This window comes from Pseudomonas nunensis (genome assembly GCF_024296925.1).
In the GTDB taxonomy this organism is placed as follows: domain Bacteria; phylum Pseudomonadota; class Gammaproteobacteria; order Pseudomonadales; family Pseudomonadaceae; genus Aquipseudomonas; species Aquipseudomonas nunensis.
On sequence record NZ_CP101125.1, the window covers coordinates 159,395 to 184,426 of the forward strand.

The 25,032-nt window shown below is 57.7% G+C and carries 29 protein-coding genes and 1 pseudogene; 11 read left to right on the forward strand and 19 right to left on the reverse strand.

The window, feature by feature from the left end; genetic code table 11:
- Positions 1-2: 2 nt before the first annotated feature.
- The 5 genes and pseudogenes from NK667_RS00755 to NK667_RS00775 all read left to right on the forward strand — a co-directional run bounded on the left by NK667_RS00755 (position 3) and on the right by NK667_RS00775 (position 2,596).
- A complete protein-coding gene (locus tag NK667_RS00755; protein ID WP_054613570.1) occupies positions 3-629 on the forward strand; it encodes a cytochrome o ubiquinol oxidase subunit III in 627 nt (208 codons plus the stop codon).
- On the forward strand, positions 629-964 hold the full coding sequence (gene cyoD, locus NK667_RS00760; protein ID WP_054045505.1) for a cytochrome o ubiquinol oxidase subunit IV: 336 nt from the start codon (positions 629-631) through the stop codon (positions 962-964). Before NK667_RS00755 ends, cyoD begins: the two co-directional genes overlap by 1 nt.
- Before the next feature lie 11 nt (positions 965-975).
- Positions 976-1,863 carry a heme o synthase gene (gene cyoE / locus NK667_RS00765; protein ID WP_054045503.1) on the forward strand — a complete coding sequence of 296 codons (888 nt, stop codon included), beginning with the start codon at positions 976-978 and terminating at the stop codon, positions 1,861-1,863.
- 281 nt (positions 1,864-2,144) lie between these two features.
- A pseudogene (locus NK667_RS00770) lies at positions 2,145-2,282 on the forward strand (toxin); the annotation flags it as partial.
- A complete protein-coding gene (locus tag NK667_RS00775) occupies positions 2,282-2,596 on the forward strand; it encodes a helix-turn-helix domain-containing protein (protein WP_054613571.1) in 315 nt (104 codons plus the stop codon). The pseudogene NK667_RS00770 and the gene NK667_RS00775, both read left to right, overlap by 1 nt.
- Positions 2,597-2,801: 205 nt before the next feature.
- Here the strand turns inward: NK667_RS00775 and NK667_RS00780 are convergent, their stop codons facing one another.
- Positions 2,802-4,211, reverse strand: a complete 1,410-nt coding sequence (locus tag NK667_RS00780) for an aminotransferase-like domain-containing protein (RefSeq protein WP_054045499.1) — start codon at positions 4,209-4,211, stop codon at positions 2,802-2,804.
- 122 nt (positions 4,212-4,333) lie between these two features.
- Between NK667_RS00780 and NK667_RS00785 the strand changes: the two genes are divergently transcribed.
- The gene (locus NK667_RS00785; RefSeq protein WP_054613572.1) at positions 4,334-4,819 is read left to right on the forward strand and encodes a RidA family protein; all 486 of its coding nucleotides are present in this window, start codon (positions 4,334-4,336) and stop codon (positions 4,817-4,819) included.
- Positions 4,820-4,967: 148 nt separating this feature from the next.
- The gene (locus tag NK667_RS00790) at positions 4,968-5,462 is read left to right on the forward strand and encodes a RidA family protein (RefSeq protein WP_054613573.1); all 495 of its coding nucleotides are present in this window, start codon (positions 4,968-4,970) and stop codon (positions 5,460-5,462) included.
- Between the two features lie 79 nt (positions 5,463-5,541).
- Here the strand turns inward: NK667_RS00790 and NK667_RS00795 are convergent, their stop codons facing one another.
- The 6 genes from NK667_RS00795 to NK667_RS00820 all read right to left on the reverse strand — a co-directional run bounded on the left by NK667_RS00795 (position 5,542) and on the right by NK667_RS00820 (position 12,118).
- Complete coding sequence (locus NK667_RS00795) at positions 5,542-6,246, reverse strand: hypothetical protein (RefSeq protein ID WP_054045493.1); 705 nt, start codon at positions 6,244-6,246, stop codon at positions 5,542-5,544.
- A gap of 166 nt (positions 6,247-6,412) precedes the next feature.
- Complete coding sequence (locus tag NK667_RS00800; protein ID WP_054613574.1) at positions 6,413-7,516, reverse strand: alginate O-acetyltransferase AlgX-related protein; 1,104 nt, start codon at positions 7,514-7,516, stop codon at positions 6,413-6,415.
- A gap of 12 nt (positions 7,517-7,528) precedes the next feature.
- A complete protein-coding gene (locus tag NK667_RS00805) occupies positions 7,529-9,010 on the reverse strand; it encodes an MBOAT family O-acyltransferase (RefSeq protein ID WP_054613575.1) in 1,482 nt (493 codons plus the stop codon).
- 308 nt (positions 9,011-9,318) lie between these two features.
- Positions 9,319-9,834 carry a hypothetical protein gene (locus NK667_RS00810; protein WP_054613576.1) on the reverse strand — a complete coding sequence of 172 codons (516 nt, stop codon included), beginning with the start codon at positions 9,832-9,834 and terminating at the stop codon, positions 9,319-9,321.
- 53 nt (positions 9,835-9,887) lie between these two features.
- The gene (locus NK667_RS00815) at positions 9,888-11,405 is read right to left on the reverse strand and encodes a sensor histidine kinase (RefSeq protein ID WP_054613577.1); all 1,518 of its coding nucleotides are present in this window, start codon (positions 11,403-11,405) and stop codon (positions 9,888-9,890) included.
- Positions 11,402-12,118 (reverse strand): response regulator transcription factor, encoded by a 717-nt coding sequence (locus NK667_RS00820; protein ID WP_054613578.1) that lies wholly within the window; start codon positions 12,116-12,118, stop codon positions 11,402-11,404. Before NK667_RS00820 ends, NK667_RS00815 begins: the two co-directional genes overlap by 4 nt.
- A gap of 151 nt (positions 12,119-12,269) precedes the next feature.
- Between NK667_RS00820 and msrB the strand changes: the two genes are divergently transcribed.
- From msrB to msrA, 3 genes are read left to right on the forward strand one after another with little or no spacing between them, the layout of a single operon-like run.
- Positions 12,270-12,788, forward strand: a complete 519-nt coding sequence (gene msrB, locus NK667_RS00825; protein ID WP_054613579.1) for a peptide-methionine (R)-S-oxide reductase MsrB — start codon at positions 12,270-12,272, stop codon at positions 12,786-12,788.
- A gap of 43 nt (positions 12,789-12,831) precedes the next feature.
- Complete coding sequence (locus NK667_RS00830; RefSeq protein ID WP_054613580.1) at positions 12,832-14,595, forward strand: cytochrome c biogenesis protein DipZ; 1,764 nt, start codon at positions 12,832-12,834, stop codon at positions 14,593-14,595.
- A 31-nt stretch (positions 14,596-14,626) separates the two neighbouring features.
- Positions 14,627-15,334, forward strand: a complete 708-nt coding sequence (gene msrA, locus NK667_RS00835) for a peptide-methionine (S)-S-oxide reductase MsrA (protein WP_054045475.1) — start codon at positions 14,627-14,629, stop codon at positions 15,332-15,334.
- Here the strand turns inward: msrA and NK667_RS00840 are convergent.
- The 4 genes from NK667_RS00840 to NK667_RS00855 all read right to left on the reverse strand — a co-directional run bounded on the left by NK667_RS00840 (position 15,329) and on the right by NK667_RS00855 (position 18,252).
- A complete protein-coding gene (locus NK667_RS00840) occupies positions 15,329-15,811 on the reverse strand; it encodes a GNAT family N-acetyltransferase (RefSeq protein WP_054613581.1) in 483 nt (160 codons plus the stop codon). The genes msrA and NK667_RS00840 overlap by 6 nt on opposite strands.
- 45 nt (positions 15,812-15,856) lie before the next feature.
- Positions 15,857-16,261, reverse strand: a complete 405-nt coding sequence (locus NK667_RS00845; protein WP_054045471.1) for a GNAT family N-acetyltransferase — start codon at positions 16,259-16,261, stop codon at positions 15,857-15,859.
- Positions 16,258-17,271 (reverse strand): sensor domain-containing diguanylate cyclase, encoded by a 1,014-nt coding sequence (locus NK667_RS00850; RefSeq protein ID WP_054613582.1) that lies wholly within the window; start codon positions 17,269-17,271, stop codon positions 16,258-16,260. The genes NK667_RS00845 and NK667_RS00850 overlap by 4 nt, the downstream gene beginning before the upstream one ends.
- 75 nt (positions 17,272-17,346) lie before the next feature.
- Positions 17,347-18,252, reverse strand: a complete 906-nt coding sequence (locus tag NK667_RS00855) for a LysR family transcriptional regulator (protein ID WP_054613583.1) — start codon at positions 18,250-18,252, stop codon at positions 17,347-17,349.
- 102 nt (positions 18,253-18,354) lie between these two features.
- Here NK667_RS00855 and NK667_RS00860 point away from each other — a divergent pair, with 102 nt between their 5' ends.
- Complete coding sequence (locus NK667_RS00860) at positions 18,355-19,530, forward strand: aspartate aminotransferase family protein (protein ID WP_054613584.1); 1,176 nt, start codon at positions 18,355-18,357, stop codon at positions 19,528-19,530.
- Positions 19,531-19,538: 8 nt separating this feature from the next.
- On the opposite strand, the gene NK667_RS00865 is transcribed toward NK667_RS00860, so the two are convergent.
- The 8 genes from NK667_RS00865 to NK667_RS00900 form a co-directional block, all read right to left on the reverse strand.
- Positions 19,539-19,793: a Txe/YoeB family addiction module toxin gene (locus tag NK667_RS00865; protein WP_054613585.1), complete on the reverse strand. Its 255-nt coding sequence runs from the start codon at positions 19,791-19,793 to the stop codon at positions 19,539-19,541.
- Positions 19,790-20,044, reverse strand: coding sequence for a type II toxin-antitoxin system prevent-host-death family antitoxin (locus NK667_RS00870; protein ID WP_054613586.1), 255 nt, complete (start codon positions 20,042-20,044; stop codon positions 19,790-19,792). Before NK667_RS00870 ends, NK667_RS00865 begins: the two co-directional genes overlap by 4 nt.
- Before the next feature lie 198 nt (positions 20,045-20,242).
- Entirely contained in the window at positions 20,243-20,827 is a 585-nt protein-coding gene (locus NK667_RS00875) for a DedA family protein (RefSeq protein WP_054613587.1), read from the reverse strand.
- A complete protein-coding gene (locus NK667_RS00880; RefSeq protein WP_054613588.1) occupies positions 20,812-21,243 on the reverse strand; it encodes a bleomycin resistance protein in 432 nt (143 codons plus the stop codon). Before NK667_RS00880 ends, NK667_RS00875 begins: the two co-directional genes overlap by 16 nt.
- Before the next feature lie 13 nt (positions 21,244-21,256).
- Positions 21,257-21,757, reverse strand: a complete 501-nt coding sequence (locus NK667_RS00885; protein ID WP_054613589.1) for a P-loop NTPase family protein — start codon at positions 21,755-21,757, stop codon at positions 21,257-21,259.
- 160 nt (positions 21,758-21,917) lie between these two features.
- Positions 21,918-23,819, reverse strand: coding sequence for an alkaline phosphatase D family protein (locus NK667_RS00890; RefSeq protein ID WP_054613590.1), 1,902 nt, complete (start codon positions 23,817-23,819; stop codon positions 21,918-21,920).
- Positions 23,820-23,879: 60 nt separating this feature from the next.
- The gene (locus NK667_RS00895; protein ID WP_054613591.1) at positions 23,880-24,131 is read right to left on the reverse strand and encodes a hypothetical protein; all 252 of its coding nucleotides are present in this window, start codon (positions 24,129-24,131) and stop codon (positions 23,880-23,882) included.
- Entirely contained in the window at positions 24,121-24,912 is a 792-nt protein-coding gene (locus tag NK667_RS00900; protein WP_054613592.1) for an MlaA family lipoprotein, read from the reverse strand. The genes NK667_RS00895 and NK667_RS00900 overlap by 11 nt, the downstream gene beginning before the upstream one ends.
- Positions 24,913-25,032: the final 120 nt, after the last annotated feature.

Here is a 25,032-nt window from a genome sequence, read left to right on the forward strand (position 1 = left end):
CCATGTCGAACTTAGTGACCAATGCTGGACACACCCATGTCGATGAACATGGGCACGATGACCATCACCACGACTCGGGCGAGATGACCGTATTCGGTTTCTGGCTCTACCTGATGACCGACTGCATTTTGTTTGCGTCGATCTTCGCGGTGTACGCGGTACTGGTTAACAACGTAGCGGGTGGCCCGTCGGGCCACGACATCTTCGAGCTGCCATACGTGCTGGGCGAAACCGCCTGCCTGTTGCTCAGCTCGATCACCTACGGCTTCGCCATGCTGGCGTTGTTCAAGGGCAACAAGAAAGCAGTGTTGGGCTGGTTGGCCATCACTTTCCTGTTCGGCCTGGGCTTCATCGGCATGGAGATCAACGAGTTCCACAAGCTGATCTCCGAAGGCTTCGGCCCTAGCCGCAGCGGCTTCCTGTCCGGGTTCTTCACCCTGGTCGGCACCCACGGTCTGCACGTGACCAGCGGTCTGATCTGGATGGCGATCATGATGTATCAGGTCAACAAACATGGCCTGACGTCGACCAACAAGACCCGCCTGAGCTGCCTGAGCCTGTTCTGGCACTTCCTGGACGTGGTCTGGATCTGCGTATTCACCGTTGTTTACCTGATGGGGACTCTGTAATGGCTAACGCTCATTCCCACGACAGCCACGACGCCGGTCACGGCAGCGTAAAGTCCTACGCCATCGGCTTCATCCTGTCGGTGATCCTGACGATCATTCCATTCGGCCTGGTGATGTACCCATCGCTGCCGAAAGTCTGGACGCTGTGGATCGTACTGGCCTTCGCAGTGATCCAGGTGCTCGTTCACCTGGTGTACTTCCTCCACCTGGACCGCTCCGCCGCCCAGCGTAACAACGTGATTGCGTTTGTGTTCGCTGCGATGGTGATCGTCCTGTTGGTTGGCTTGTCGCTGTGGATCATGTTCAGCATCCACACCGTCATGATGGCGCACTGAGGAAAGTCCGGATGTCCTTTAAGCACTTTATCCAAATCACCAAACCGGGGATCATTTTCGGTAACGTGCTTTCTGTGGCAGGCGGATTTTTCCTGGCCTCGAAAGGGCATGTCGATCTGGCCATCTTCCTGGCCGCCATGATCGGCACGTCCCTGGTGGTGGCTTCCGGTTGCGTGTTCAACAACTGCATCGACCGCGACATCGACCTGAAGATGGAACGCACCAAGAACCGGGTGCTGGTCCAGGGCTTGATCTCCCTGAAACTGGCCCTGGTCTACGCGACCGTCCTCGGTATCGCTGGCGTTGCACTGTTGTACAAGGTGGCGAATCCACTGGCTGCGCTGTTTGCGGTGATCGGTTTCGTCATCTACGTCGGCTTCTACAGCCTGTACCTCAAGCGCAAGTCGGTTCACGGCACGCTGGTGGGCAGTCTGTCGGGCGCCATGCCTCCGGTAATTGGTTACGTCGCCGTGACCAACAGCTTCGACATGGCCGCGCTGACCCTGCTGGTGATGTTCAGCCTGTGGCAGATGCCGCATTCCTACGCCATCGCGATCTTCCGCTTCAACGATTACCTGGCCGCATCGATTCCGGTGTTGCCAGTGAAGCGCGGGATCCAGGTCGCCAAGAAGCACATCCTGCTCTACATCCTGGCATTCCTGGTCGCGACCCTGATGCTGACCTTCAGCGGCTACGCCGGCATGAGCTACCTCGCCGTCGCCGCGGCCATGGGCATGTACTGGTTGTACATGGCCTGGACCGGCTACAAGGCAGTGGATGACACGGTCTGGGCACGCAAGCTGTTCGTGTTCTCGATCTTCACCATTACCGCGTTGAGCGTGATGATGTCGCTGGACTTCAAAGTGCCGAGTGAGCTGTTGCTGACTTACGCGCCTTGAGGTTTAGCTGCTGAATTGAAAAACCCCGCCTTCGAAAGAAGAGCGGGGTTTTTTATTGGGTTTCTTTTAGTAGACCGAGTTGGCCCTTTCGCGAGCAGGCTCACTCCCACATCGGATCGGCGTTGCCACCAGTTTCATGCCCGACGCTGACCCCCTGTGGGAGCGAGCCTGCTCGCGAAGGCCGGTCAAGAAAGTCTCACGGACGGTTCGTCTGGAGAGTGAATGCTCGCTTGCCAATCTATAAGCAAGTTGCCTATAGTTTCCCATCCGAACAGTATTTCTATTATTGGCTTATGAATGATGGCCAGTTCTGGATGTTTGCAATTTATGACAAAGATGAGCTTGAAAATTTGAGTGCCGATCAAGAGAAGGCGCTCAAAAAAGCCATAGATACAGAGTTGAAAGTACGAGGTACCTGATGAAAAAGCGCGACCTGTTTGCAGAGTTAATGCAGGGCGTTGATGAGATGGCGGCTCAACGCGAAGGCAAGATTACGCTGCGCAACACTACGGTGGAGGATAAGCCTGCTCCCGAGGTCGGTGCGCAAGAAATTGTCGCGCTGCGGGAAAAGCTACATATGTCCCAAGCCGTTTTTGCCAAAAGGATCAGAACCAGCCCCAGTACCTTGAGGAACTGGGAACAGGAAAAGTCGAAGCCCAATGCTCAGGCTGCCTTGTTGATCAGACTGGTGGAAAAATTTCCTGACATGGTTGAGCGGCTGGGCGCCGTTTGAGTTGAATGGCGAAATAATAGAAGCCCCGCCTTCGAAAGAAGAGCGGGGTTTTTTATTGGGGTTTTTTAATGGACCGAGTCGGCCCTTTCGCGAGCAGGCTCACTCCCACATTGGATCGGCGTTGCCACCCATTTCATGCCCGGCGCTGATCCCCTGTGGCAGCGAGCCTGCTCGCGAAGGCCGCGCCACGGTGTATCAGGAAAACCTAGCGATCAAGCAACCGCAAAAACCGCTCGCGAACTTGGGCGTTATCGCTGTGCGCCACGTTGAATCGCATGAACTGGCTCGCCTCAGGGGATTTGCTGAGCAGGGTTCCAGGCGCCAGCACGAGGTCGTTTTCCAGACCTTTACGCGCCAGGGTTTCGGCATGTAAGCCCTCCGGTAATCGCGTCCAGATAAACAGTCCTTCACCGGGTAGGGAGGACACGGAACAACCGGCCTCCACCAACCAGCGCGCCACGCGGCTACTCGACTCATACAACCGATCCACGGTGCGCCGCGTATGTTTGGCGTAGCTGCCATTGCTGAGCATCGTGCAGGTAATCTGCTCGGCGAATTCCGAGGTGACGCCGCCGCAGGCCATTTTCAGAGTGATCAGGCGTGCCGCCAGTTGCGGCGACAGCACGGCATAGCTGACCCGGCTGTTGGCCGTCAGGGTCTTGGAGAACCCGGACACGTAACTCACGTTGTCCACACCGCTTGCCGCCAGACGCGGTGTGCGGCGTTGCTGCAGGTCGCCATATAAATCGTCTTCGACGATGTGGAAGCCGTAGCGGTGGCTCAGCTCCATCAGACGATACACCTGGGCCGGGGAGAACGAGTGCCCGGTCGGGTTATGCAGTGTGCTGTTGGTCAGGTACAGCACGGGTTTGTGCGCGATCAGCGCTTGCTCGAAGGCCTCCAGGTCCAGGCCTTCGCAGGTACGCGGAACGGTGATGACCTTGGCGCCATGCAGCGCGAGGTTGGTGTGCATGTTGAAGTAGCACGGATCGTCGAGCAGCACCGTGTCGCCAGGCTTGATCAGCAGACGCATCAGCAGGTCAACGGCCTGCATGGTGTTGGCGGTGGTGATGATCTGCTCGACCGGCACGTCGATGCCGAACGTCGACAGTTTGACCCGCAACGCCTGACGCAATGGCAGGTAACCGCCCGTGACGCCATATTCGCCCATGCGCAGAGCGGTGGCGCGCAGGGTGCCGCGCACGGCTTTGAGCAGCTCTTCGGCGGGCAGCCAGGAGGAGGGCAGGAATCCGCAGCCGGGGCGCAGGGCGCCGTTATCCAGCAGTACGGCACGACGGACGATGCTGAGGGTGTCCTGCGGTTGGAAGTCCGGGCCGGGCTCAACCGGGATCGTGGTGCTGGAACGATGCACGTAATGCCCCGAACCTTGGCGCGACACCACCAGACCCTTGGCCCGCAAGTGGTCGAGAGCATCGACCACCGTGGACTTGCCCACATTCAACAGCTCGGCGAGTTCGCGAATCGGCGGCAGTTTGGCACCGTGGGGCAGCCCACCCTGGCTGATGGCGATCGACAGTTGCTCGACGATCTGTTGCACCAGCGGCACGCCTGGCTGGAACTCGATGGCGGCGATGACCGCGCGTTGAGCCTGCATTTTACTGGTCTCCCTGGCAGTAAAGTTCGCTGGATTCTATACGAACTTGCTCTGCTCAAGGCAAGCGTCTGTGCCTACCCTCGAAGGCGTGTTTCGCATGATTGATCTAGAAGGTGCTGTCAATGAACAAGCCAACCACCCGTGACGAACGCTTTATCGAGCTGGCCAAGGAGCACGGCTTCGACATCTACGACGAGAACACCGCCGGCGGGCATTACTCCCTGCTGGTCTGGCATGGGAATGAACTGTACGTCAGCGGCCTGGTGCCGCGCATGAACGGCAAAATCCAGTACCCCGGCCGGGTGGGTCTGGAACTCAACCTGGCGGATGCCCAAGCCGCCGCCAGCATCAGTGCCATTCGCGCCCTGGCGCTGATCATGGATGCCGTAGGTTCGCTGGATAAAATCAAATCGCTGATTCGTATCACCGTGCATGTCAAATCCACCTTTGATTTCGTTGATCTCAGTGAAGTGGCCAACGGTGCGTCGGATGTCTTTACCCATGTGCTGGGCGATGCCGGTAAACATACCCGCACCACTGTCGGTGTGTATCAGTTGCCGAAAAATGCCCCGGTAGAAGTGGATATGATCGTGGCGCTGGAACCTTAGGTGTCGTAGTAATCACGTATTAAATAGCCTCGCCTTCGAAAGAAGCGCGGGGCTTTTTCATTCAAGGTCGTGGCGAAAGGCTACCTTGGGCTAATCTGTCAAAAATCAGGGTTGTTAATGGATCGTTACAGAGGTGGGGTAGGGGGAAATGACGGGCCACATGACTTGCGATGAACGCTTCATCGCCTTGGCAGAAGAACTTGATTACGACATCTATGGCGAGAGCACCATCGGTTGGCATTTCGAGCCGCTGGTACGGCACGACAATGAACTGTATGTCAGTGGTCTGGTGCCGCGTAAGCACGGCAAGGTCCAGTATCCGGGCAGGGTAGGCCTTGAACTGACCTTGGCGGATGCTCAAGTCGCCGCCAGCATCAGTGCGATGCGTGGCCTGGCGTTGATTGTCGACACCATTGGTTCGCTGGATAAAATCAAGACGCTGTTACGTATCACGGTGTATGTAAAGTCCACGGCCGACTTTGCTGACCTGAGCGAAGTGGCCAATGGTGCCTCCGATGTATTCAAGCATGTATTGGGTGATGCCGGGAAACATACGCGAACGACAATCGGCGTTTATCAACTACCGAAGAATGCGGCAGTCGAGATGGACATGATCGTGGCGTTACGTCCTTCGTCGCCGTAACGTTTTATGCCCGACAACAAAAAGCCCCGCGCTGAATCTCAGAACGGGGCTTTTGGTTTTGCAGTACCGCTAAGTCATGTTACTGCGCGGTGATGCTGTAACCGTCAAACGCAGTTTGCTGCTGCAGCGCAGTGATGATGTTCTTGCGGTTGACCGCTTGTTCCGTCCCGGCATTGTCCAGGAAGGTTTCGCTTTCCAGCTCCGCTTCTTCACCTTCGCCGACAAAGGTGAAACCGAGGAATTCCAGGGCTTCACGGTCAACGTTCATGCGCGAGCGAGGCGTGCGCAGCGGCAGGGTGACGTTCACGCCATCCTTGCTGATGGTGAACACTTCGACTTCTTTCTTCGCGCGAGCCGTCTTGCTCTTGCCACTGCTCGGGTTGCTGATGGCTTGATGCGTCTGGTTCAGCACCTTCAACGCCAGGCCGTAGACGATTTCCTGAAATGCCGGGTCGTCCTTGAAGCTGGACAGAATGCGGCTGATCGGGAATTTGCTGCTCAGGTCTTCCAGGGCGGCAATGTCAGAGGCTTCGGCATCCTTGAGTTGCTTGAGTTCGCCCATCAGTTCATAGGCTTTATCGTCGTCGAAGCTGTCGTGCGCCTGGCGAATCGCGACGCGCAACTCGCGGATCTGATCGCTTTCCCGGGTGGACTGGAAAGCGTCCAGGACCATCTCGCTGATGGTCTTGGCCTGGGGCACGTGCTGTGAAAGATTGATGGAGTTTTCGTATTCCGCTTTGGACGACAAGGTGACTACGGATTCAGCGGTGTTGGAATCGGACATTGAAATTTCACTACTTCTTTTAACTTGAGTTGAGGCGAGAAAGCGCTTGGCCTTTTCAGGCCGCCTAATCTATTGGACCGAGGCGGCGTTGTCACGAATGAACCGGTGAGCGGGGGAAAAAATCCGGTCTGTGCCGCTCTCGATAGCCGGTGCATTACCACCTGTTTTAATCATCGCCCGGGGCCAGCGTCTGGAAGAATGCACCACGGGAGTCTCGCTCGACGGCCGTGATAAACACGTAGTCGGGTCGGTAGCGTTCAACCAACTCTGCGAGCGCCCCCGGCTTCAGGGCCCGGTAATGCACCTGAAGAGTGTCGCTGAAGGTGGCGGCCATGAAGGGTGCCATGGCCGTGCCGAATGAGTCGCGTAGCCACAACACTTTTTTAGTATTCAGTGCCTGTTTCGATTTCACCAGAAGGGGCGCCATTGGGGCCGCCACAGGATCGTTCTGTCCTGCAAAGGCTAGAATGCCTGATTCGAAATCATAGTGTTCGATAGGGATGGCGTATTCAGGGAGGTCCAATATGACCTCATGATCCGCCAGAGCGCTTTGAATTCGTAGAAAACCTGCCAGGTCACCGCCCTGGCGCTGCACGATGCTTGAGAGTTTTCCTTCGGGAGGCCGAAGCCACTCAAGTTCGGGGTGTGTGGTTGCCAGCTGTTTTGAGAACTCATCAAAGGCTAGCCAGGCGCCGAGATTGTTCCAGTGCGTATCTGTCTTGTAGTAAAGCGAGCCTGCATGGCTGTTTTTCTCTTGCTTGAGTCGAGTGGCAGGATTTACGTAAATATCGGCTTGTACACGATTGAGTAAGGCATCCGTCAAGGATTGAGGCGCATGCCTTGACCATAGCGGTAAATATTCCGGGTAAATGGAGTCTTTGTCCGGTCCCAGAATAATGTGGAATGCTTGTACACCATGACTCTTGAGCCAGCTATTCCAGGATGCTGCGGACTTGGCTATCTTTTCCAGGGTGTTTATATCATTGAGGGTGAATCCGGTACGTTTAGCTGTTATTGAGTCTGTGTAAGCGTCGCCCAAATACAACCATCCGTCTTTGCCTATGATCGTTCGTTCAGGATCAATCGAGAATCCCATTGGGTAGACGATCTTGCTGAGCGTCGGGAGGATGAAGTCCATGTTGTATAGCACTTTGCGCTTCCACCATTTTTCGCTGTTTTGTGTAGCGAGCGCGTGGTACAGATTTATGCTCGGAACAACTAGCAGGACTAGTGATATTGCAGCCAGGAATGCACAGAGTTTTTTCTTCATGATCAGCACCGGTTAGAAGTTGAAGTATAGAAATACGGTACTGGTACTCTGGATGGTCGAATAAAGCGCAATGCTAAATAGCGCCAACATCCAGAATATTTTTGTCCATCCAAGTCCGGCGTTTACGGTGAGGTCGAAGGAGTTCTTTTGGCGGATGATGAACAGCGCGGCGGCAATCATTAGAATGGGCGCCCAATTGGCGGCCACACTCATAGGAAGTATCTCGATCAGACGATCCGAAAAGTGGCCGCCCCATGTGAACTTCCAAGTGGGTAAACCACCGGCGGATTCGCTATGAATTGAGCTGACATCGAACATACCGTGCAACACTCGGGCAGCGTCCTGCAGCGAGTTCGCCCTGAAAAATACCCAGGTGAAGTTCACGAACAAAAAAGTTACAAGCCACGCAATCCAGATGGGTAGGCGCATCCCCGACTGTCGCCAGAGTCTATTTACTACCAGTGCACTTCCATGCAGCGCCCCCCAAATGACAAACATCCAACTGGCACCATGCCATAACCCCCCCAGAACAAATGTGATCATCAGATTGAGATAAAGACGGGGTTGGGAGCAGCGATTGCCACCCAGCGGCACGTAAAGATAATCTCGCAGATAACGACTTAAGGTCATGTGCCAACGACGCCAGAAATCCTGGATATCCAGCGATTTATAGGGAGAGTTGAAGTTGATCGGCAGCCAGATGTTGAACATCAGGGCGGCGCCGATGGCCATGTCGCAGTACCCACTGAAGTCAAAGTACAACTGAAAGGTGTATGACAGGCTGGTGGTCCAGGCGCTGACGAAATCCAGAGGTTCACCACCGGCAAATCCTGCGTCTGCCCATATGGCAAATGTGTCGGCGATCATGACTTTTTTGAAAAGGCCGATACTGAAAATAAATAAGCCCATCAGAACGTTTTTGTAGCGAACCGTGATCGTCCAGCGAGACTGGAACTGATTCATCATTTCCTTGTGGTGCAGTATCGGGCCGGCGATGAGATGAGGGAAGAAAGTAACGAATAATGCATAATTGATGAAGTTGTATTCTTTTGCCTTGTCCCGATAACTGTCCACCAGGAATGCGATTTGCGTGAATGTATAAAAACTGATGCCTAACGGTAAAATCAGCTGCTCGAGGTGCAGTCTTGTTCCGGAAATTGTGTTGAGGTTGTCGATGAAAAAGTTCGCATACTTGAAATAAGCCAGTAGCAACAAGTTGATAGCGATGCCACCAATGAGGATTGTTCGTTTTGAAATAGCAGGCTGTGTAAAGTGGGTCGCAGGGGAAACAGATTTTCCGATTATGAAGTTAAGCGTGATCGAACCGACCAGCAGAGGCAGATAGGCAACGCTCCAGTAGCCGTAGAATAGTAAGCTGGCAACAACGAGCCATAATTTTCCAGCAAGAATGAACCGGATTTTATTAAGAAAAAAATAGATAAAGAAAACAGTCGGTAGATATAAAAATATGAATTTTGTCGAGCTGAATATCATTGAGGTTCCATGATTTAAAAACAGCGGCCAAGAGGGGAAAGTCACGTGCGGTAGCTTTGTGCCTGTTTAATAGGCACGGCTATATTGTACGTTGGTCGCGTTTTTTAAATTCGATGGGCGGAGCGTAAAAGTGAACGTTGGGAAGTTTCCTACATGTTTTTCGGAAGACAATTTAATTGTTACGTAGATGATGAAGTGACAGGCGGAGAGCAGATGCAAAGATGTAAGTCATTGCGACGGATGAGTGAGAGCGGGCACCGATCAAGGTCATCCCCAGATCGATGCTGGTCTTGGCCCCGTCGAGCTATTTATCTGAGACGCACGGGTTGGTGCTGAGCCTTGAGCGCCATAAAAATTCGATAGAATTTCAATGCGCGCCCACTGAGAATCCCGCAGACGAAGCCGGAGACCGACGCTTTGAGTATCAGTGTCTTCGGTAGCGTCGAATCCAGCGGATGAACTGCATCCTGATATCCAAAGTAATAGTTGGCGGCGAAGAACATCAAGTAGAGCACTATCGTTTTCAGAGTCCCGGGAATAATCAATCCGCTTTGTGGATCGTCGAGTTCGATGCCTTCACGCTTAAAGACTGCCAGCGCTGCGAGACTTCCCAGAATGAAGGCGACCATCCAGCTGCTTATCGATAGCGTTGGGTTGAGCGTCAGATTCAGCGAATAAAGCGACCACGCCAACAAAATCGGTGGCGTGACCAGCATTGAAGTTTTGCCTTCCCGAGTTGGGGACAGGGCTTTGATGCCGTAGTAGAAAAGCAGCAGAAGAATCCCGTAAACCCATAGCGGAGTGTTTTGCAGGGTGTTCAACATTGCGCAGCGTCCTTGCCGAAAATGGGTGCCGGGATCATAGCGGTAGCGCTCGACTATTTCCCTGGCGAATTCAGATTCATCGAGCGAACCACGCCTTGCTCGGCTGTTTGTTCGTCCACCGGCAATGTGAAGCGAAAAGTTGCGCCGCGTCCCGGAACGTCGATCAACTGGATGTCACGGCCATGCAACTGCAGGATCCGATGCACGATTCGCAATCCCAGCCCGCCATCACGCCGTGCGCCGCCAATGTTGAACGGTCGCAGGAACAGGCCTTCGCGCAGTTCCGCGGCGATGCCGGGGCCAGTGTCGCTGATGGTGACTTCGACGAACGAGCCTTGAGGTCGCAGGCTGAGTTCGATTTCGCCGCCCTGAGGCGTATGGCGCAGGGCATTGTCGAACAGGTTGGTCAGGACCCGTTCGATCAGCCCCAGGTCGGCGCAGGCGGCGGAAACGTTGGGGGCGAAGGTTGCCTTGAGTTCGACCTGGCGCGCTTCGGCGGTGAGTTCGAATTTCTGGAAAATATCCTGCACCAGATCGGTCATGGAAAAGCGTTCCAGTACCGGTTGCACAAAACCGTGTTCCAGCCGCACCAATTCCAAGAGCGATTGCGCAAGGCCACCGACCTTGCGGCTTTGGTCCAGGGCGATGCCCAGGTAGCGACGTCGGTCGGCGGGGGAGAGCGTGGCGTCCTTGAGTGACAACGTTTCCAGATAGCCGTGCAGCGAGGCCAGGGGCGTGCGCAGGTCGTGGGAGATGTTCGCCACCAGTTCGCGGCGTTCCTGATCCTGGCGGGTCAGCGAGCGCCACTGTTCACTGAGGCGGGTTTGCATCTGCCGGAACGCGGCGTCGAGCACCGCAATCTCATCGTGGCTGGCGGCTTTTTCGACCGGGGCCGAGGTCGGCGGCGTGACCGGTACGCCATCGATGTCGAACTGGCTGACGGTTTCGGTCAGGCGTCGCAACGGCCGGGTGATCAAGGCAAAGGCTGTGAGGCCGGCAATCAGGCACAGCAGCGCCACCAGACCGATGGAGAGCAGGGCCGTATTGAGCGCGGCGCTGGTGGCGCCGCGTTCGGCGTAGCGGTCATGTTCTTCGCTGAGCAGCACCACATACAGATAGCCAGCCGGTTTGCCGTCGACCTGCAACGGCGCGGCACTGAAGACCTTGCGGCCATCGACGCTGCGCGGGTCGTCCCCGAGAATCGGCAGGGCATCGCCCTTGAGCAGATGCTGGATCGGCTGCAGATCGACTTGGTTGCGACGTATCCGTCCTTCCGGTGCGGCGCTGCCGACAATACGGCCCTGGCTGTCGAGCAGATAGACCTCGACACTCGGGTTGACCAGCATCAGTTGGCTGAACAGATCGCGCACGGCATTCGGCATCAGCCCCTTGGCGTCCATCAGCACGGTGTCGTGGGCGATGTGCTGGGCCAGGTCCCGGGATAACCCTTGCACCACTTCCAGCTCATGCATCTGGTTGGAGCGCACCTGCATCCATGCCGAGGTGCCGCAGCACACCAGCAGCAACACGGCGAACACCAGGGACAGGCGCTGAGTCAGGGTCATTCTCATGGCTGGTCCTCGGATGCCGCGAATTTGTAACCGCGTCCCCACACCGTGAGGATGCGCACCGGTTGTGCCGGATCGGTTTCGATCTTGGCCCGCAGGCGATTGATGTGGGTGTTGACCGTGTGTTCGTAGCCTTCGTGGCTGTAGCCCCACACGGCGTTGAGCAGGTCCATGCGCGAAAACACCTTGCCCGGTTGGCGGGCGAAGAAATACAGCAGGTCGAACTCCCTCGGCGTGAGGTCCAGGCGTCGACCGTCGAGGGACACTTCGCGGGTGATCGGGTCGATGGACAGGCCGTCGACGATCAGGCTGCCAGCGTCCATCTTCAGGTTGCGGGCCATGGCGTCGACCCGCCGCAGCAATGCCTTGACCCGCGCCACCAGCTCCAGCATGGAAAACGGCTTGGCCAGGTAATCGTCGGCACCCAGTTCCAGACCCAGGATGCGGTGCAGTTCGCTGGAGCGTGCGCTGGTGATAATGATCGGGGTGTAGCGAGCCATGGCCCGGGCACGTTTGCAGATTTCCAGGCCGTCGACACCGGGCAACATCAGGTCGAGGATCAGCGCGTCCCAGCTTCCTTGCTGCAACAGGCGCATGCCTTCGTCCCCGTCGGCGCAATGCACCACCTCGAACTGCTCATCGCGTAGATGCAGGCAGATAAGGTCGGCGATATGCAGGTCGTCCTCGACCACCAGGACGCGTTTGGTCTGTTCCATAAAGCTCAATCCTTTGCTGCGAATGGGCACATTGTGCGGGTTTTCCTCGGGTGGAGTTATCACGAATTGTTTAACTCCCCGTGAGGATTTGGCGATCAACCCAAGCCTAGGCTGTGTTCCATGACAGGCACCTGGAATTTTGGAGACGGCCATGTTTTCACGCAGACAATTTCTTCTAACGAGCGGCGGGCTGGGGGCTGCAGCCCTGGTGATCGGTGTATTGCCAAAATTTGCGGCGAGTTCCGCACTGATCAGCGAGGCCAGCGCGGCGGAGGTTTTCGAAGTGACCCACACCGACAGCGAATGGCACACCCTGCTCAGCGCCGAGCAGTACGAAATCCTGCGCGAAGAAGGCACCGAACGGGCCTACAGCAGCCCATTGAACAACGAACATCGGGCGGGCACGTTCGCCTGCGCCGGGTGTGATCTGGCGTTGTTTTCATCGGACACCAAGTTCGACAGTCGCACCGGTTGGCCGAGCTTCTGGGCACCGCTGGACAAGGCTGTGGCCACGCGTCAGGACCGCTCATTTGGCGTGTTGCGCGAAGAGGTTCACTGCCGGCGTTGCGGCGGGCACCTGGGCCATGTCTTCGACGATGGACCGAAACCGACTGGCCTGCGCTACTGCATGAATGGCCTGGCGATGACCTTCAAGCCACTGACAGCTTGATCCGAAGGCACTTACTTTCTCTCACTTGTTGCAGGTCGACGCTATGTGGCTTCTGGTTCTCTCTTATCTCGGTGGTGTGCTGACGATTGTCAGCCCGTGCATCCTGCCGGTATTGCCGTTCGTCTTCGCGCGCACCGGGCAGCCGTTTGTGAAAAGTGGCTTGCCGCTGTTGGTGGGGATGGCGATGACCTTCGCGCTCGTCGCCACGTTGGCGGCCGTGGGCGGCGGCTGGGTCGTGCAGCTTAATCAGTACGGTCGCTGGCTCGCATTGGTGTTCGTCGCACTGTTCGGCCTGACACTGTTGCTGCCAAAACTGGCTGATCGTTTGACCCGTCCGCTGGTCGCGGCGGGCAGTCGGTTGTCGGAAGTCGCGGGTGCCGATGCCCGGCCGCGTCCCGGCGCTTCGTTCCTGATCGGCGTTGCCACGGGCCTGCTGTGGGCGCCGTGCGCCGGGCCGATTCTGGGGCTGGTGCTGACCGGTGCGGCGCTGCAAGGGGCGAGTATCGGCACCACGTTGTTGCTGCTGGCGTACGCCGCCGGTGCCGCAACTTCCTTGGCTGTGGCGCTGTTGCTGGGCGGCAAAGTGTTCGCGGCGATGAAGCGCTCGATTGGCGCTGGTGAGTGGGTGCGCAAAGGGCTTGGCGCGATGATGCTGGCCGGTGTGGCAGCGATTGCGCTGGGGCTCGACACCGGGATTCTGGCGCGGGTTTCGACGGCTTCCACCGGTGGTATCGAACAAGCGCTGGTTGGGCGACTGGCCGGTAAATCACCGAACAACAGCGAGCCGATCCCGGCTGCTGGCGGCGCGATGCAAGTCGCTGATAAAACCCCAGGCACATTGCCGGTTGAAGGCAATCTCCCACCGCTGGATGGCGCCGTGCAATGGCTCAACTCGCCACCGCTGACCGCCGAGGCGTTGAAGGGCAAAGTCGTGTTGGTGGATTTCTGGACCTATTCCTGCATCAACTGCCTGCGCACCCTGCCGTATGTCAAAGCCTGGGCCGAGAAGTATCGCGATCAAGGGCTGGTGGTGATCGGCGTGCATGCGCCGGAGTTTGCCTTCGAGCGCAATGTCGGCAACGTCACCAAAGCCATGAAAGACCTGGGCATCAACTACCCGGTGGCCATCGATAACGATTACAAAATCTGGCGTGCCTTCAACAACGAATACTGGCCGGCGCACTACTTTGCTGACGCCCAGGGACGCATTCGTTATCACCACTTTGGCGAGGGCGAGTACGCCGAGTCGGAGCGGGTGATCCAGCAATTGCTGAAGGAAGCCGGGGCCACCACGGTCGCCGACGGCCTGATCAATGCCAGCGCGGAGGGTGTGCAACTCGCCCCGGATATGAATGAAGTCCAGTCCCCGGAAACCTACGTCGGCTATCAGCGTGCCGAGAATTTCGTCCCTGAAAAAAGCTTCGTGGCGGACAAAGTGACGACCTACAACCCTCCAGCTCAACTGGCCCTGAATAACTGGAGTCTGGGCGGCCAATGGAATGTCGGGGCTGAGCGAGCCACGGCCAGCGCGCCGGCCAGCCGCATCGTCTACCGCTTCCATGCGCGTGATCTGCATCTGGTGCTGGGGCCTGGCGCTGACGGTAAGCCGGTGCGTTTCAAAGTCTTGATCGACGGCAAGGCACCGGCTGACGCCCACGGCTCTGACGTCGCCCCCGATGGCAGCGGCAGTGTGACCGAACAACGCTTGTATCAATTGGTGCGCCAGTCCGGTGGTGTCACGGACCGCACCTTCAGCATCGAATTTCTCGACCCGGGCGTGTCGGCGTATGCCTTCACGTTTGGTTGATAGTGACCTCATTTTCTAAGGAGTCAGCCCCATGAAAAACCTATTCACCTGGCGCCGTACCTTACTGGGCCTGGCGGCGGCCAGCGTTATCGGCCAATGCTCGGCATTCTCTTTGGGTGGCTCTGAAGACGCCGTGATCATCCCGCCACCTACCCTTGACGAAACCACCCAGGCCCACAGCGAAACAGCAGTCTTCGCGGGCGGTTGTTTCTGGGGCGTCCAGGGTGTGTTCCAGCATGTCAACGGCGTGAAGAAAGCCGTGTCAGGTTATGCCGGTGGCGCCGCCAATACGGCTGAATACGAGAAGGTCAGCGAAGGCGATACCGGGCATGCCGAGTCCGTCGAAGTCACCTTCGACCCGACTCAAGTCACCTACGGCACCCTGCTGCAAATCTACTTCTCGGTGGCGCATAACCCTACGGAACTCAACCGTCAGGGCCCGGACAGCGGCACCCAATATCGCTCGGCAATCTTCCCGGAAAATCAGGAACAGCAACGCGTCGCCCAGGCCTACATCGCCCAACTCGACGCCGCGCATTTGTTCAACAAACCCATCGTCACCAAACTGGAAACCTACAACGGTTTCTACCCGGCCGAGGACTACCACCAGGACTTCCTCACCGAGCACCCGACGTATCCGTACATCGTGATCAACGACATGCCGAAAGTGGCGCAGTTGAAGCAGTTGTATCCGGATCGGTATCAGGAGAAAGCGGTGTTGGTGAAGGCGGGGTTATAAGCGTTTGCCCATTTCGAAGGCGCGCATTTCATAGCCCAGCTCCTCGTACAGCCGAAGTGCCGGAGCGTTGAATGCCCAAACGGTGAGCCGTAGATCCGTGGCACCTTGTTCGATAGTCCAGGCTTGGGCGTGCTCCATCAGCGCACGCCCGACGCCTTGACCACGAGCACTGTCGTCAACGCAGACCGATCCCACACGGCCGACCTTTTGATGCTGAATCAGTGGACTGTTGAACGACGTGACTTGCACGGTGATGAAGCCAATCGCTTTGCCAGACTGCTCGGCGAGGAAGGTCACTTGATGCTCGCCGTCGAGGCAAGGCTGCCAGTGGGCGCTGTCCCGCGCGAAGTCCTCGGTGGCCGGCGCATAAATGTCGGGCCGCTCACGGTGGTGAAGGCTGTTGAGTTGCTGACCCAGTTCGCAGATGGCGAGAAGATCATCTGGCGTTGCCCGGCGATACAGGGGAGGGGATGTCATTTGGCTTTCCTTGGCGGCTGATTGTTGCAGTGATTACACGTCTGGTTACTTGCTACGCGGACGCTCCATAGCAATGGTCGATACCTCAAAACCCAAACCGGCGAAAAACTCCGAAGCACCTTCCCGACCTGCACGCAGCACCCAGGTGATATCGGAATTTTCCCCCATCAGATGCTCAACCAGCGCACGGCCTACACCTTCACGTCGATGTTTCTCACACACGACCACCATCGATAGATACCCGTTGGACAGTCCGTCGGTAATGCCTCGGGCAAATCCGACGATCCGCGAGTCCTTCACTGCAATCGCGGTGCGCTGGGAATGGGCAATCAACTGCGCAAAATGCTCGGCTGAGCCGGTCCGATGGCCCCAGCCGTTTTGCCCAAGAAACAGCCTCACGGGTTCAACTTCCGAAGGCAGCACATCTCGGATATCCAGGACCGTGCTCATCCCGAAATCACATTCTTGCCCATCATTTTCGAGCGATACAGCGCCTGATCAGCCCGCGCCAGCAGGCCGGTTTGTTGTTCCTCTTCAAAGCGCTGCGCCACGCCAAAACTCATGGTCACCTGGAAGTCTCCCACCGGCAGCAGGTTCGTCAGGTTGTGGCGGATTGTTTCCGCGATGTCCCGGGCATCGGTCAGCGGGGTATTGGGCAGGATCAGGATGAATTCGTCACCGCCCCAGCGCGACAGCAAGTCACCGTCGCGTGCACAGCTTTTCAGGCATTCGACCACCTGCACCAACGCTGCATCGCCCAATGCATGGCCGTAGTGATCGTTAATAATCTTGAAGTCGTCGATGTCCATCGCAATCAGCGACAGCGGTTGGCGGAAGCGCTGGGCGCGGTCACATTCCTGGGGCAGGGTTTTTTCCAGGCGATAGCGATTGGCGACTGAGGTCAGGGCATCGGTTTCCGCGAGTTTGCGGTTTTCTTCGAGCTGGATTTGCAGTTGCTGATTGACGCGGGACAGCTCCCGGGTGCGCTCTTCGACAAGGGCTTCGAGGGAGTGATTACGCCGCTCCAGTTGTTCGAGCAGGCGTTTTTTGTCTTCGATGCTGCGGTGCGCCCCGACCATCCGCGCCACCGAGCCATCGGCATTGCGCGCCAGGATGTAGCCGCGATCTTCGATCCAGGTGTAGGTGCCATCCTGTCGGCGGCAGCGATATTCGGCCTGATAGCCGGGCGCACGCTGATTCAGATAGTCGTCGAACAACGCCATGACCCGCGAATAATCGTCGGGGTGCATCACGGTTTCCCAGGTCAGCACGTTGTTGTGCAGCGAGTGCGGCGTGTAGCCGAGCATCTCGTACCAACCGGGGTTGCGGTAGACGAACCCGGTGTTGGCGTTCCAGTCCCAGATGCCGTCGCTGACCAGTTCCATAATGGTGTGCAGCATGTCTTCGTTGAAGTCCGACAGATTGAACTTCAACGGCTCGATATCCGTTGCGTCGCCCATCACCGCTCTCCTTGCCGCCCCTATATCGATGTGACTCGCCCGTCGAGCAGATTAGTCCATGGGGCATTGGCGCCGCTAGTGCTTGCCCCATATCTGCATGGCGAAGTCGACGAAGCTGCGCAGTTTCGGCAAACGGTAGCGATCCTGGGTGTACACCAGGTTCATCGGCCGGCTCGGCAGTTGGTAATCCTGCATCAGCGCCACCAGTTTTCCGTCCTTGAGGTCTTGTTCGACCAGCGCGTCGGGCACCATGACGATGCCCATGCCGGTGCGCGCCGCTTGGTGCAGGCCGGCCGAGCTATTGATCAGCATCGGACCGCTGACCGCAACCATCACTTCGCCTTCCGGGCCGGTCAGGCGCCATTGTTTTTCCACCGAACGCCAGTCATCGCCTTCCGGGTAGGCGAAGGCCAGGCAGTCGTGGTGTTGCAGGTCTTCAGGTTTTTGCGGGGTGCCCCGGCGCGCCAGGTACGCCTTCGAGGCGCACATGGTCAGGGTGTAATCGATGAGTGGGCGGGCAATCAGGTTGGACGGCTCGATAGCACCCAGGCGAATCGCCGCATCGAAACCGTTTTCCAGCAGGTCCGGACGGCCGTTGGTGAGCACGACGTCCAACTTGACCTGTGGACAACGCAAAGAAAACTCACTGAGTGCCGGCGCCAGCCGTTCTGTGCCGAAGGTCAACGGCGCGGTGACGCGCAGCGTGCCACTCGGTTCATCGAGGGCCTGTTCCGCCAGCCGTTCGGAATCGGCCACCAGCCCCAGCACTTCGAGGCAGCGTTGGTAATACGCGGTACCAAATTCTGTCAGACGCTGGCGGCGGGTCGTACGGTTGAGCAAGCGTACGCCGAGCCGTTGCTCCAGGGCGCGCAAATGATTGCCGGCCATGGTCGTGGACATTTCACACTGCAGCGCGGCGGCGGTCATGCTGCCGGTTTCCACGACGCGGACGTAAACGGTCATTGCCTGAAACAAATCCATTATCAAGCCCAGCTTTTAAATGATTGAAGTATTGCGGCGTTTATCCAGCTCAGGTGGCTAACCATACTGCAAAAACACCGACAATTGATGGAGCTTGATGTCATGACCGCCGCCTGCCTGATGAGCACTTACCAACCCTTGGCCCTGAGTTTCAGCAAAGGCCTGGGCACGCGCCTTTGGGATCAGGCCGGTCGCGAATATCTGGATGCAGTGGCGGGCGTGGCGGTGACCAATGTCGGCCACTCTCACCCCAAGATTGTTGCCGCCATCAGCGAACAGGCCGGTTTGCTGCTGCACACATCGAACCTCTACAGCATCGACTGGCAACAACAACTGGCGCAAAAACTGACCCGGCTCTCGGGCATGGACCGGGCGTTTTTCAACAATTCCGGTGCCGAGGCTAACGAGACGGCATTGAAACTCGCACGGCTTTACGGCTGGCACAAAGGCATCGAGCAACCGCTGGTGGTGGTCATGGAGAATGCCTTTCACGGCCGCACCCTCGGCACCTTGTCCGCCAGCGACGGCCCGGCGGTGCGCCTGGGTTTCAACGAGCTGCCGGGGGACTTCGTCAAAGTGCCGTTCGGCGATCTCAAGGCGTTGGACAAGGTACAGCAATCCCACGGCCCGAGAATCGTGGCGATCCTGATGGAGCCGATCCAGGGCGAAAGCGGCGTGCAACTGGCGCCGCCCGGTTACCTCAAGGCCCTGCGCGAACTGTGCAATCGGCGTTCGTGGCTGCTGATGCTCGACGAAATCCAGACCGGCATCGGCCGCACCGGCCAGTGGTTCGCGTTCCAGCACGAAGGCATCGTCCCGGACGTCATGACCCTGGCCAAAGGCCTCGGCAACGGCGTCCCCATCGGCGCCTGCCTGGCTCGGGGCCGCGCCGCCGAACTGTTCACCCCCGGCAGTCACGGCAGCACTTTCGGCGGCAATCCACTGGCCTGTAGGGTCGGCTGCACCGTGCTGGACATCATCGAAGAACAAGGCCTGCTGGAAAACGCCCGACTGCAAGGCGAGCGTTTGCTCGCCAGATTACGCGTCGAACTGGCCGACGATCCAAACGTCCTGGCCATTCGCGGCCAAGGCTTGATGATCGGCATCGAACTCGCCCAACCAATCCGCGACCTGACCCTGATCGCCGCCCGGGATCACGGGCTGCTGATCAACGTGACACGCGGCAAAACCATACGCCTGCTGCCACCGTTGACGATTGATGAGCGAGAAGTGGAGATGATTGTCAGAGGGGTTTGCCGGGCAGTTAGACCGATCTGAGAACATGTTCAGTAATGGTATCTGCACATAACGATCTGTATCGCGCCATCTTCGATCGCATAGACCAAGCGATGCTCCGCTGTAATCCGGCGAGACCAGAAGCCGCTCAGATTGTATTTGAGCGGCTCAGGTTTTCCGGGGCCGCTGAAAGGCTCACGCTGGATCGCTTTGATCAAAAGGTTGATTCGTTTGAGCCCGGCTTTATCGTTTTGCTGGAACCATAAGTAGTCGTCCCAACCTTCAGGAGTGAACTCGATATTCATTCTTCGATAAGGCGCCTGGCCTTGGTTTTCCCTGCTCGCAGGTTGCCAATTGATTTGATCAAGCGTTCAGCATTGGCTGGGGATCGGAGCAAATATGCGGTCTCTTCGAGCGCGTTGTACTCTGCTAGTGACATCATCACCACCGGTTCGCCCTTCTGGCGAGTTACCAGCAAGGGCGCACGATCTTCATTGACCCGATCCATGGTTTCAGCCAAGTGTGCACGCGCAGTGGTGTAGTTGATGGTTTGCATGGTGTAGTCCTCGCTTAATGCAAAGAACGTACAGAAATGAGTACAGGATGACAAGGCGCTACCTACGAGTGGTCGTTGCGCAGATGAAGTATCTGCGCCTGCATTGAGTATCGCCGAAGGTTCGTCGAGACGTTTCCGTGACTCTTGTAATCCTGTTCCGATAATCATGTGGTGTATTTGTAGGCAATCTGAAGCGAATCACCCAGCCTGACGCGCCTTCTGTTTCCTCCGCCAATGCCGAACCAACGCAATCACCACCGCCAACACCAAGACCCCCAGCGCAATCGGCAGGCGATAAGGTTTCAAATTGCCCAACATTGTTTCCAGCGCCTCGCCAGCCCAATACCCGGCACTGGCGAACAGCGTGGCCCAGACCACCGCGCCCAAGGCATTCAGAAGCGAGAACCGCAGCGGCGACAAGCCGCTGGCCCCGATCACCACCGGCCCCACCAGACGCATGCCGTACAGAAAACGCACGGCAAATACCGAGGTCGATGGATAACGTGCGATCAGCCCCGTCACTCGATCGATCGCCGCTTGTTGCCGATGCAGGCGTGGCAGTAGCCGTCCACCAAAATAACGGCCGCTCCAGAACAGCAATTGATCGCCCAACATCCCGCCGAGGCTGGCCCAGCCAATCACTGGCCACAGGTGCAACAAGTGTTGATGAGCCGCCATCCCGCCCAGAATCAGAATGGTTTCGCCCTCCAGCAAACAGCCGAAGAACACCGCCCAATAGCCGTAAGTGCCGAGCAGGTAGTTGAGATCTATGTGTTCAAACACGGTCGCTCCCCCAGACTTTCCACCAACCGGACCAGATAGCCGTCCGGATCCTGTACCAGAAATTCCCGTTGGCCGACTTCAACCGCGTCCGCGCGATACCAGACATCGGCGCAGGGACGAAACAACGGCCACTGAACTTCGGCCAGTCGCTGGAGGAGGGGTTCAACTGAATCGACGGTAATCTGAAAGTTGATGCCACGACCCAGCGGTGCTTGCAACGGCCCGGTCAACCATTGGCCTTCGCCTGGATCGTATTGCTCTAGCATCAGTTGAACGCCATTTTGATCGAGGTAGGCAAAACCAACTTCGGGACGTTCATAGGCGATGTTGAAACCGATCAGCGACGTCCAGAAGTGCAGGCTTTTTTGAATGTCGGTGACCATTAATTCGGGGACTAACTTGCTCCGTGCAAACATGACGCTTCCTTGTTTAGCGGGGTGGTAACGCATTTATAAATGCCGTGATTTCAGCCCGGCTCGTCAGTTGCAATTTCGAACCGCTGTAACCTTGGAACAAACGCTGATGAGCCTTGAATCCGCTGGACCCATCACGACGACGATAGCTGCCAGCCCAGTCCAGTAACGCTATCAGCAACTCATCATTGGCGCCGCGCCGGGCTTCTCGCTGACGGATTTGGGCGACGCAATCTTCGTCGCCCAGACTCAACCAGATCAACGCTGTCGCTCGGGGTAAGAGTTCGCTGATGATCCAGCCGTAAACCCCTTCGATCACCCAATGTTCTTCACTGGCGGCCACCCGTGCTATTTCCAGGGCTTCATTTCGAGGTCGGGCGATGCTGTGTTCGTCCGAAATCCAGTGAATCCGGTCAAGATCAATCCACGGCACATGCCGCCGTTTGGCCAGGTGCCTGGCCAGCCAACTCTTGCCCGCGCCGGAATTACCGATGATCAGGGTTCGGGTGAGGTTCATGCCGGGTTGGCTATTCAATTCAGTGCAGATCCAATGTGGGAGCGGGCTTGCTCGCGAAGGCTGCTTTACATCCAACATATATGTTGACTGTTATACCGCTTTCGCGAGCAAGCCCGCTCCCACATTGGTTCTGCATCACGCAACGCTGGCGAGTCGACGACTACTCCGGCGCAACCATTCGAGTACGCGGCGAGCCATCAGCATTGTGCTGATATATCTCGCGCGGCTGGCCCTTGTCATTAAACAGCACCTGCCCGATCCCCGCCGAATTCCACAACCGTTCACCTGCTTCAGCATGTTCGGGAATGTGCGGGACGATGCGCATGCGTCGGCGTTTGGTCAGCCAGTTCAGCGGCGAACGGGGCGAGTAGAGCCAGCGGTTGAGCCGATCAAACCATTCGAGCAAGGCCCGTGGGAATTCATTCTTGATGCCGCTGCTGGTGATCTGCCAGATGTGCGGGCCAGCCTTGCGATGTCGGATCAATACTTCGTAGACGAAGGAATAATGCACATCACCTGACAGCACCACGTAGTTACCGGGTGTGCGTGAGTGTCGGAAAATGTTCAGGATGACTTGCGCCGCGCCGCGATGGGCCATCCAGTTTTCGGCGTCCACCAGCAGTGGAAAACCGCACCAACTGAAGACCCGCTGCACCGTTTCGATCAACTTGACGCCGAAGATCGGCGCCGGTGAAACGATGATCGCCGACGGGTGATCCAGCAGTTCCTGTTGCAACTCGCTGAGGGCTTCCCAGTCGAGCAGGCCCGAGGGCTGCTTGAGGTTCATCTCGCTGCGCCAGCGTCGGGTGCGCGTATCGAGCACCACCAGGGCCGGGGTAGTCGGCAACACGTAATGCCAGTTCTGAAAGCTCAGCAGGTCATTAATCAAGTCATCCTGGAGCGTGCTGTCGAGGTAGCGTTCGGTGGTGCTTAATGTGCGGGTTTTCTCCAGCACACCGCCGAACGCATCCGGGTTGTTGCCCCAGCCCTGGCACAACAGATAAGCGAGCAGCGCGTTGCCGATGATGCGTTTGGAGAACGGATGCCCGTAGGCCGTTTCCTCCCATTGCGCGGAAAGATTCCAGTCATCGGTAATATCGTGGTCGTCGAAAATCATCAGGCACGGCAAGTGCGCCATCGCCCGGCCCACACCGCCGAGGCCGGCCTTGAAGGCATCGATGCAGGTCTGTTCGAGGGCATAGCGCTCGCGTCTTTCGGGCGTCAGTGCCGGTGGCTTCGGATCGATCAGCGTCCAGGCGGTGGGCGACCAGACCAGCAGGTACATGGCCATGACTTCGGCGAAAGTCACCAGATGATTGTCGGCACTGCTACTGGTGAAAATCGGCTTACGGGCACCGCCGAAAAATCGCTCGCGCAGGGTTTCATTGCTCTCAAGCGCCGGTAACAAATCCGCACGATGGTAGTAACTGGCCGGGTGTTCGTAGAGCTTGGCACTGTCGCTGACCACCGCGCCTTCGAGGTGCTCTTCGAACAAACCGAGGCGCTGGATCAACGCATGGATCGCCCGCAGCATCGGCCCGGCGACATCGTCGGCGTAGACCTGGTCGCCGCTCATCATCAACAGGGCCGGGCGCTCGACCGCTTCGTGTTCCCCCGCCAACAGCCGATCGACACACAACAAACCGTCCGCCGCCGGGTGATGCGGTTTACGGCAGGAACCGTGCAGCAGTTGATCAATTTTTGAGCGCAGGACGAAGTTCGGAGATTGGGCTTCTCCATAGAGCAGATGCGGCGCCCAGTCGGCGATGCCCGCGTCGTCGATCAGCAAGTCGTACTCGATCAACGTGTCCCAGGGCAGGGCAGTCTCCAGCGGCACGTCGATCAAGTGAATAAAGGCATGAGTGCCGACAGGGATGACCGTGCATTGGCCGTCATCCAGACGAATATCGCCGATACCTTGCAGACGAATCGTCAGCGACAACGCCCGGGATCCTACAAGCCACATCACCAGCCGCGTAGGCTCCAGACGCCGCAACAACGGCCCGACCAGCACGGGGGGCAGGGATTGGTGATCGTCAGGCAGTGACAAAGGCATGGACATCCGGATTCAGGCTACAAAGATGCGCGGGATAATAGCGCAGCGGATGTCAATGAATTGCAATTAGGCGTCCGACCTGATGACCCCTCGCTCACCATTCGCCACCAACCACCGAAACAAATCACTCACCGACACCGTATGACTGCGCTCCATCCAGCGCACCAGCGCCGGGCCGTAATGTTCGGTGTAGCGGCTCAGCACCAACTCGCGACAGTCCGCCGACAAGCGCAGGGTAATCTCCCGGCAGTGCAGATTGGCCGAGTCGTTCTGCGTCACCCGCTGCTGCAGAATCAGACTTTTGCTTTCAGAACCCATCAGCTGGCGCTCCTGTGCATTGAGATTGGGTGGTCTGCGGTGACCCCTGTTTGCCATCGGCCACGTAAGCCGCGCGATGTTCGGCCACCACGTTGCGTAACGCGCTGTAATAGTCCGGCAGTTTTTGCAGGCTATCGGTCAGCGGCAACACTTCTGCGCGGCCATCGACGATGCCGCCGACGGTGTTGATGGTTTTGAGCGTGTCCACGGTGTCGCTGTTGCTGCCAAACGGGTCGACCACAAAACTCAGCACGCGCCCGGCGGCGTCGCGGCTGTTGGAGGTGCCGAACAGCGGCAGTTCGACGATCGGGCCGTTGCCGATGCCCCACACGCCGAAGGTCTGGCCGAAGTCCGCATCGTGACGCGGGATGCCGACTTTGCCGGAGACGTCGATCAACCCCACCACGCCGACGGTGGTGTTAAGCGCGAAACGTCCCAGGGTATTGACCGAGCGCCTCGGGTTGCCTTGCAGCAGGTCATTGATAAACACCTTGGGCTCGCCGAAGTTGGCCACGAAGTTATGCACACCCGCCTGGAAAAAGTCCGGCAGGTAGCGATAGCCGCGTGCGACCGGTGCCAGGGCGTAGTCGTCGAGCACCCGGTTGAAGGCGAACACCCCGCGATTGAGCGGTTCCGCCGGGTCGTACACCGAGTAGTTGATTTCGGCGCAGGTCACGCTGGCGGTGGACGGCGGTTGGCTGCTGCAACCCGCCAACCCGGCGGCCAGCACGGCAATCGAAGTATTGCGGGCCAGCCAGGGAGCACATTTGAAAGGCAACATGGATGTAAGTCTCGGGAGGAATTCGCCGAGATGCTGAGCCCCAAGCCTTGCGCAAAGATGTCTGGTTTATTGCCGCGCTGACGCTTTATTGCACGATTGAAATATATGACGGGCCGGCGT

What these genes read in the sequence shown, in the direction of transcription:
- NK667_RS00755 (WP_054613570.1), top strand. Translation starts at nt 3, where the DNA reads ATGTCGAACTTAGTGACCAATGCTGGACACACCCATGTCGATGAACAT.
- cyoD (WP_054045505.1), top strand. Translation starts at nt 629, where the DNA reads ATGGCTAACGCTCATTCCCACGACAGCCACGACGCCGGTCACGGCAGC.
- cyoE (WP_054045503.1), top strand. Translation starts at nt 976, where the DNA reads ATGTCCTTTAAGCACTTTATCCAAATCACCAAACCGGGGATCATTTTC.
- NK667_RS00775 (WP_054613571.1), top strand. Translation starts at nt 2,282, where the DNA reads ATGAAAAAGCGCGACCTGTTTGCAGAGTTAATGCAGGGCGTTGATGAG.
- NK667_RS00780 (WP_054045499.1), bottom strand. Translation starts at nt 4,211, where the DNA reads ATGCAGGCTCAACGCGCGGTCATCGCCGCCATCGAGTTCCAGCCAGGC.
- NK667_RS00785 (WP_054613572.1), top strand. Translation starts at nt 4,334, where the DNA reads ATGAACAAGCCAACCACCCGTGACGAACGCTTTATCGAGCTGGCCAAG.
- NK667_RS00790 (WP_054613573.1), top strand. Translation starts at nt 4,968, where the DNA reads ATGACGGGCCACATGACTTGCGATGAACGCTTCATCGCCTTGGCAGAA.
- NK667_RS00795 (WP_054045493.1), bottom strand. Translation starts at nt 6,246, where the DNA reads ATGTCCGATTCCAACACCGCTGAATCCGTAGTCACCTTGTCGTCCAAA.
- NK667_RS00800 (WP_054613574.1), bottom strand. Translation starts at nt 7,516, where the DNA reads ATGAAGAAAAAACTCTGTGCATTCCTGGCTGCAATATCACTAGTCCTG.
- NK667_RS00805 (WP_054613575.1), bottom strand. Translation starts at nt 9,010, where the DNA reads ATGATATTCAGCTCGACAAAATTCATATTTTTATATCTACCGACTGTT.
- NK667_RS00810 (WP_054613576.1), bottom strand. Translation starts at nt 9,834, where the DNA reads ATGTTGAACACCCTGCAAAACACTCCGCTATGGGTTTACGGGATTCTT.
- NK667_RS00815 (WP_054613577.1), bottom strand. Translation starts at nt 11,405, where the DNA reads ATGAGAATGACCCTGACTCAGCGCCTGTCCCTGGTGTTCGCCGTGTTG.
- NK667_RS00820 (WP_054613578.1), bottom strand. Translation starts at nt 12,118, where the DNA reads ATGGAACAGACCAAACGCGTCCTGGTGGTCGAGGACGACCTGCATATC.
- msrB (WP_054613579.1), top strand. Translation starts at nt 12,270, where the DNA reads ATGTTTTCACGCAGACAATTTCTTCTAACGAGCGGCGGGCTGGGGGCT.
- NK667_RS00830 (WP_054613580.1), top strand. Translation starts at nt 12,832, where the DNA reads ATGTGGCTTCTGGTTCTCTCTTATCTCGGTGGTGTGCTGACGATTGTC.
- msrA (WP_054045475.1), top strand. Translation starts at nt 14,627, where the DNA reads ATGAAAAACCTATTCACCTGGCGCCGTACCTTACTGGGCCTGGCGGCG.
- NK667_RS00840 (WP_054613581.1), bottom strand. Translation starts at nt 15,811, where the DNA reads ATGACATCCCCTCCCCTGTATCGCCGGGCAACGCCAGATGATCTTCTC.
- NK667_RS00845 (WP_054045471.1), bottom strand. Translation starts at nt 16,261, where the DNA reads ATGAGCACGGTCCTGGATATCCGAGATGTGCTGCCTTCGGAAGTTGAA.
- NK667_RS00850 (WP_054613582.1), bottom strand. Translation starts at nt 17,271, where the DNA reads ATGGGCGACGCAACGGATATCGAGCCGTTGAAGTTCAATCTGTCGGAC.
- NK667_RS00855 (WP_054613583.1), bottom strand. Translation starts at nt 18,252, where the DNA reads ATGGATTTGTTTCAGGCAATGACCGTTTACGTCCGCGTCGTGGAAACC.
- NK667_RS00860 (WP_054613584.1), top strand. Translation starts at nt 18,355, where the DNA reads ATGACCGCCGCCTGCCTGATGAGCACTTACCAACCCTTGGCCCTGAGT.
- NK667_RS00865 (WP_054613585.1), bottom strand. Translation starts at nt 19,793, where the DNA reads ATGAATATCGAGTTCACTCCTGAAGGTTGGGACGACTACTTATGGTTC.
- NK667_RS00870 (WP_054613586.1), bottom strand. Translation starts at nt 20,044, where the DNA reads ATGCAAACCATCAACTACACCACTGCGCGTGCACACTTGGCTGAAACC.
- NK667_RS00880 (WP_054613588.1), bottom strand. Translation starts at nt 21,243, where the DNA reads ATGTTTGCACGGAGCAAGTTAGTCCCCGAATTAATGGTCACCGACATT.
- NK667_RS00885 (WP_054613589.1), bottom strand. Translation starts at nt 21,757, where the DNA reads ATGAACCTCACCCGAACCCTGATCATCGGTAATTCCGGCGCGGGCAAG.
- NK667_RS00890 (WP_054613590.1), bottom strand. Translation starts at nt 23,819, where the DNA reads ATGTCCATGCCTTTGTCACTGCCTGACGATCACCAATCCCTGCCCCCC.
- NK667_RS00895 (WP_054613591.1), bottom strand. Translation starts at nt 24,131, where the DNA reads ATGGGTTCTGAAAGCAAAAGTCTGATTCTGCAGCAGCGGGTGACGCAG.
- NK667_RS00900 (WP_054613592.1), bottom strand. Translation starts at nt 24,912, where the DNA reads ATGTTGCCTTTCAAATGTGCTCCCTGGCTGGCCCGCAATACTTCGATT.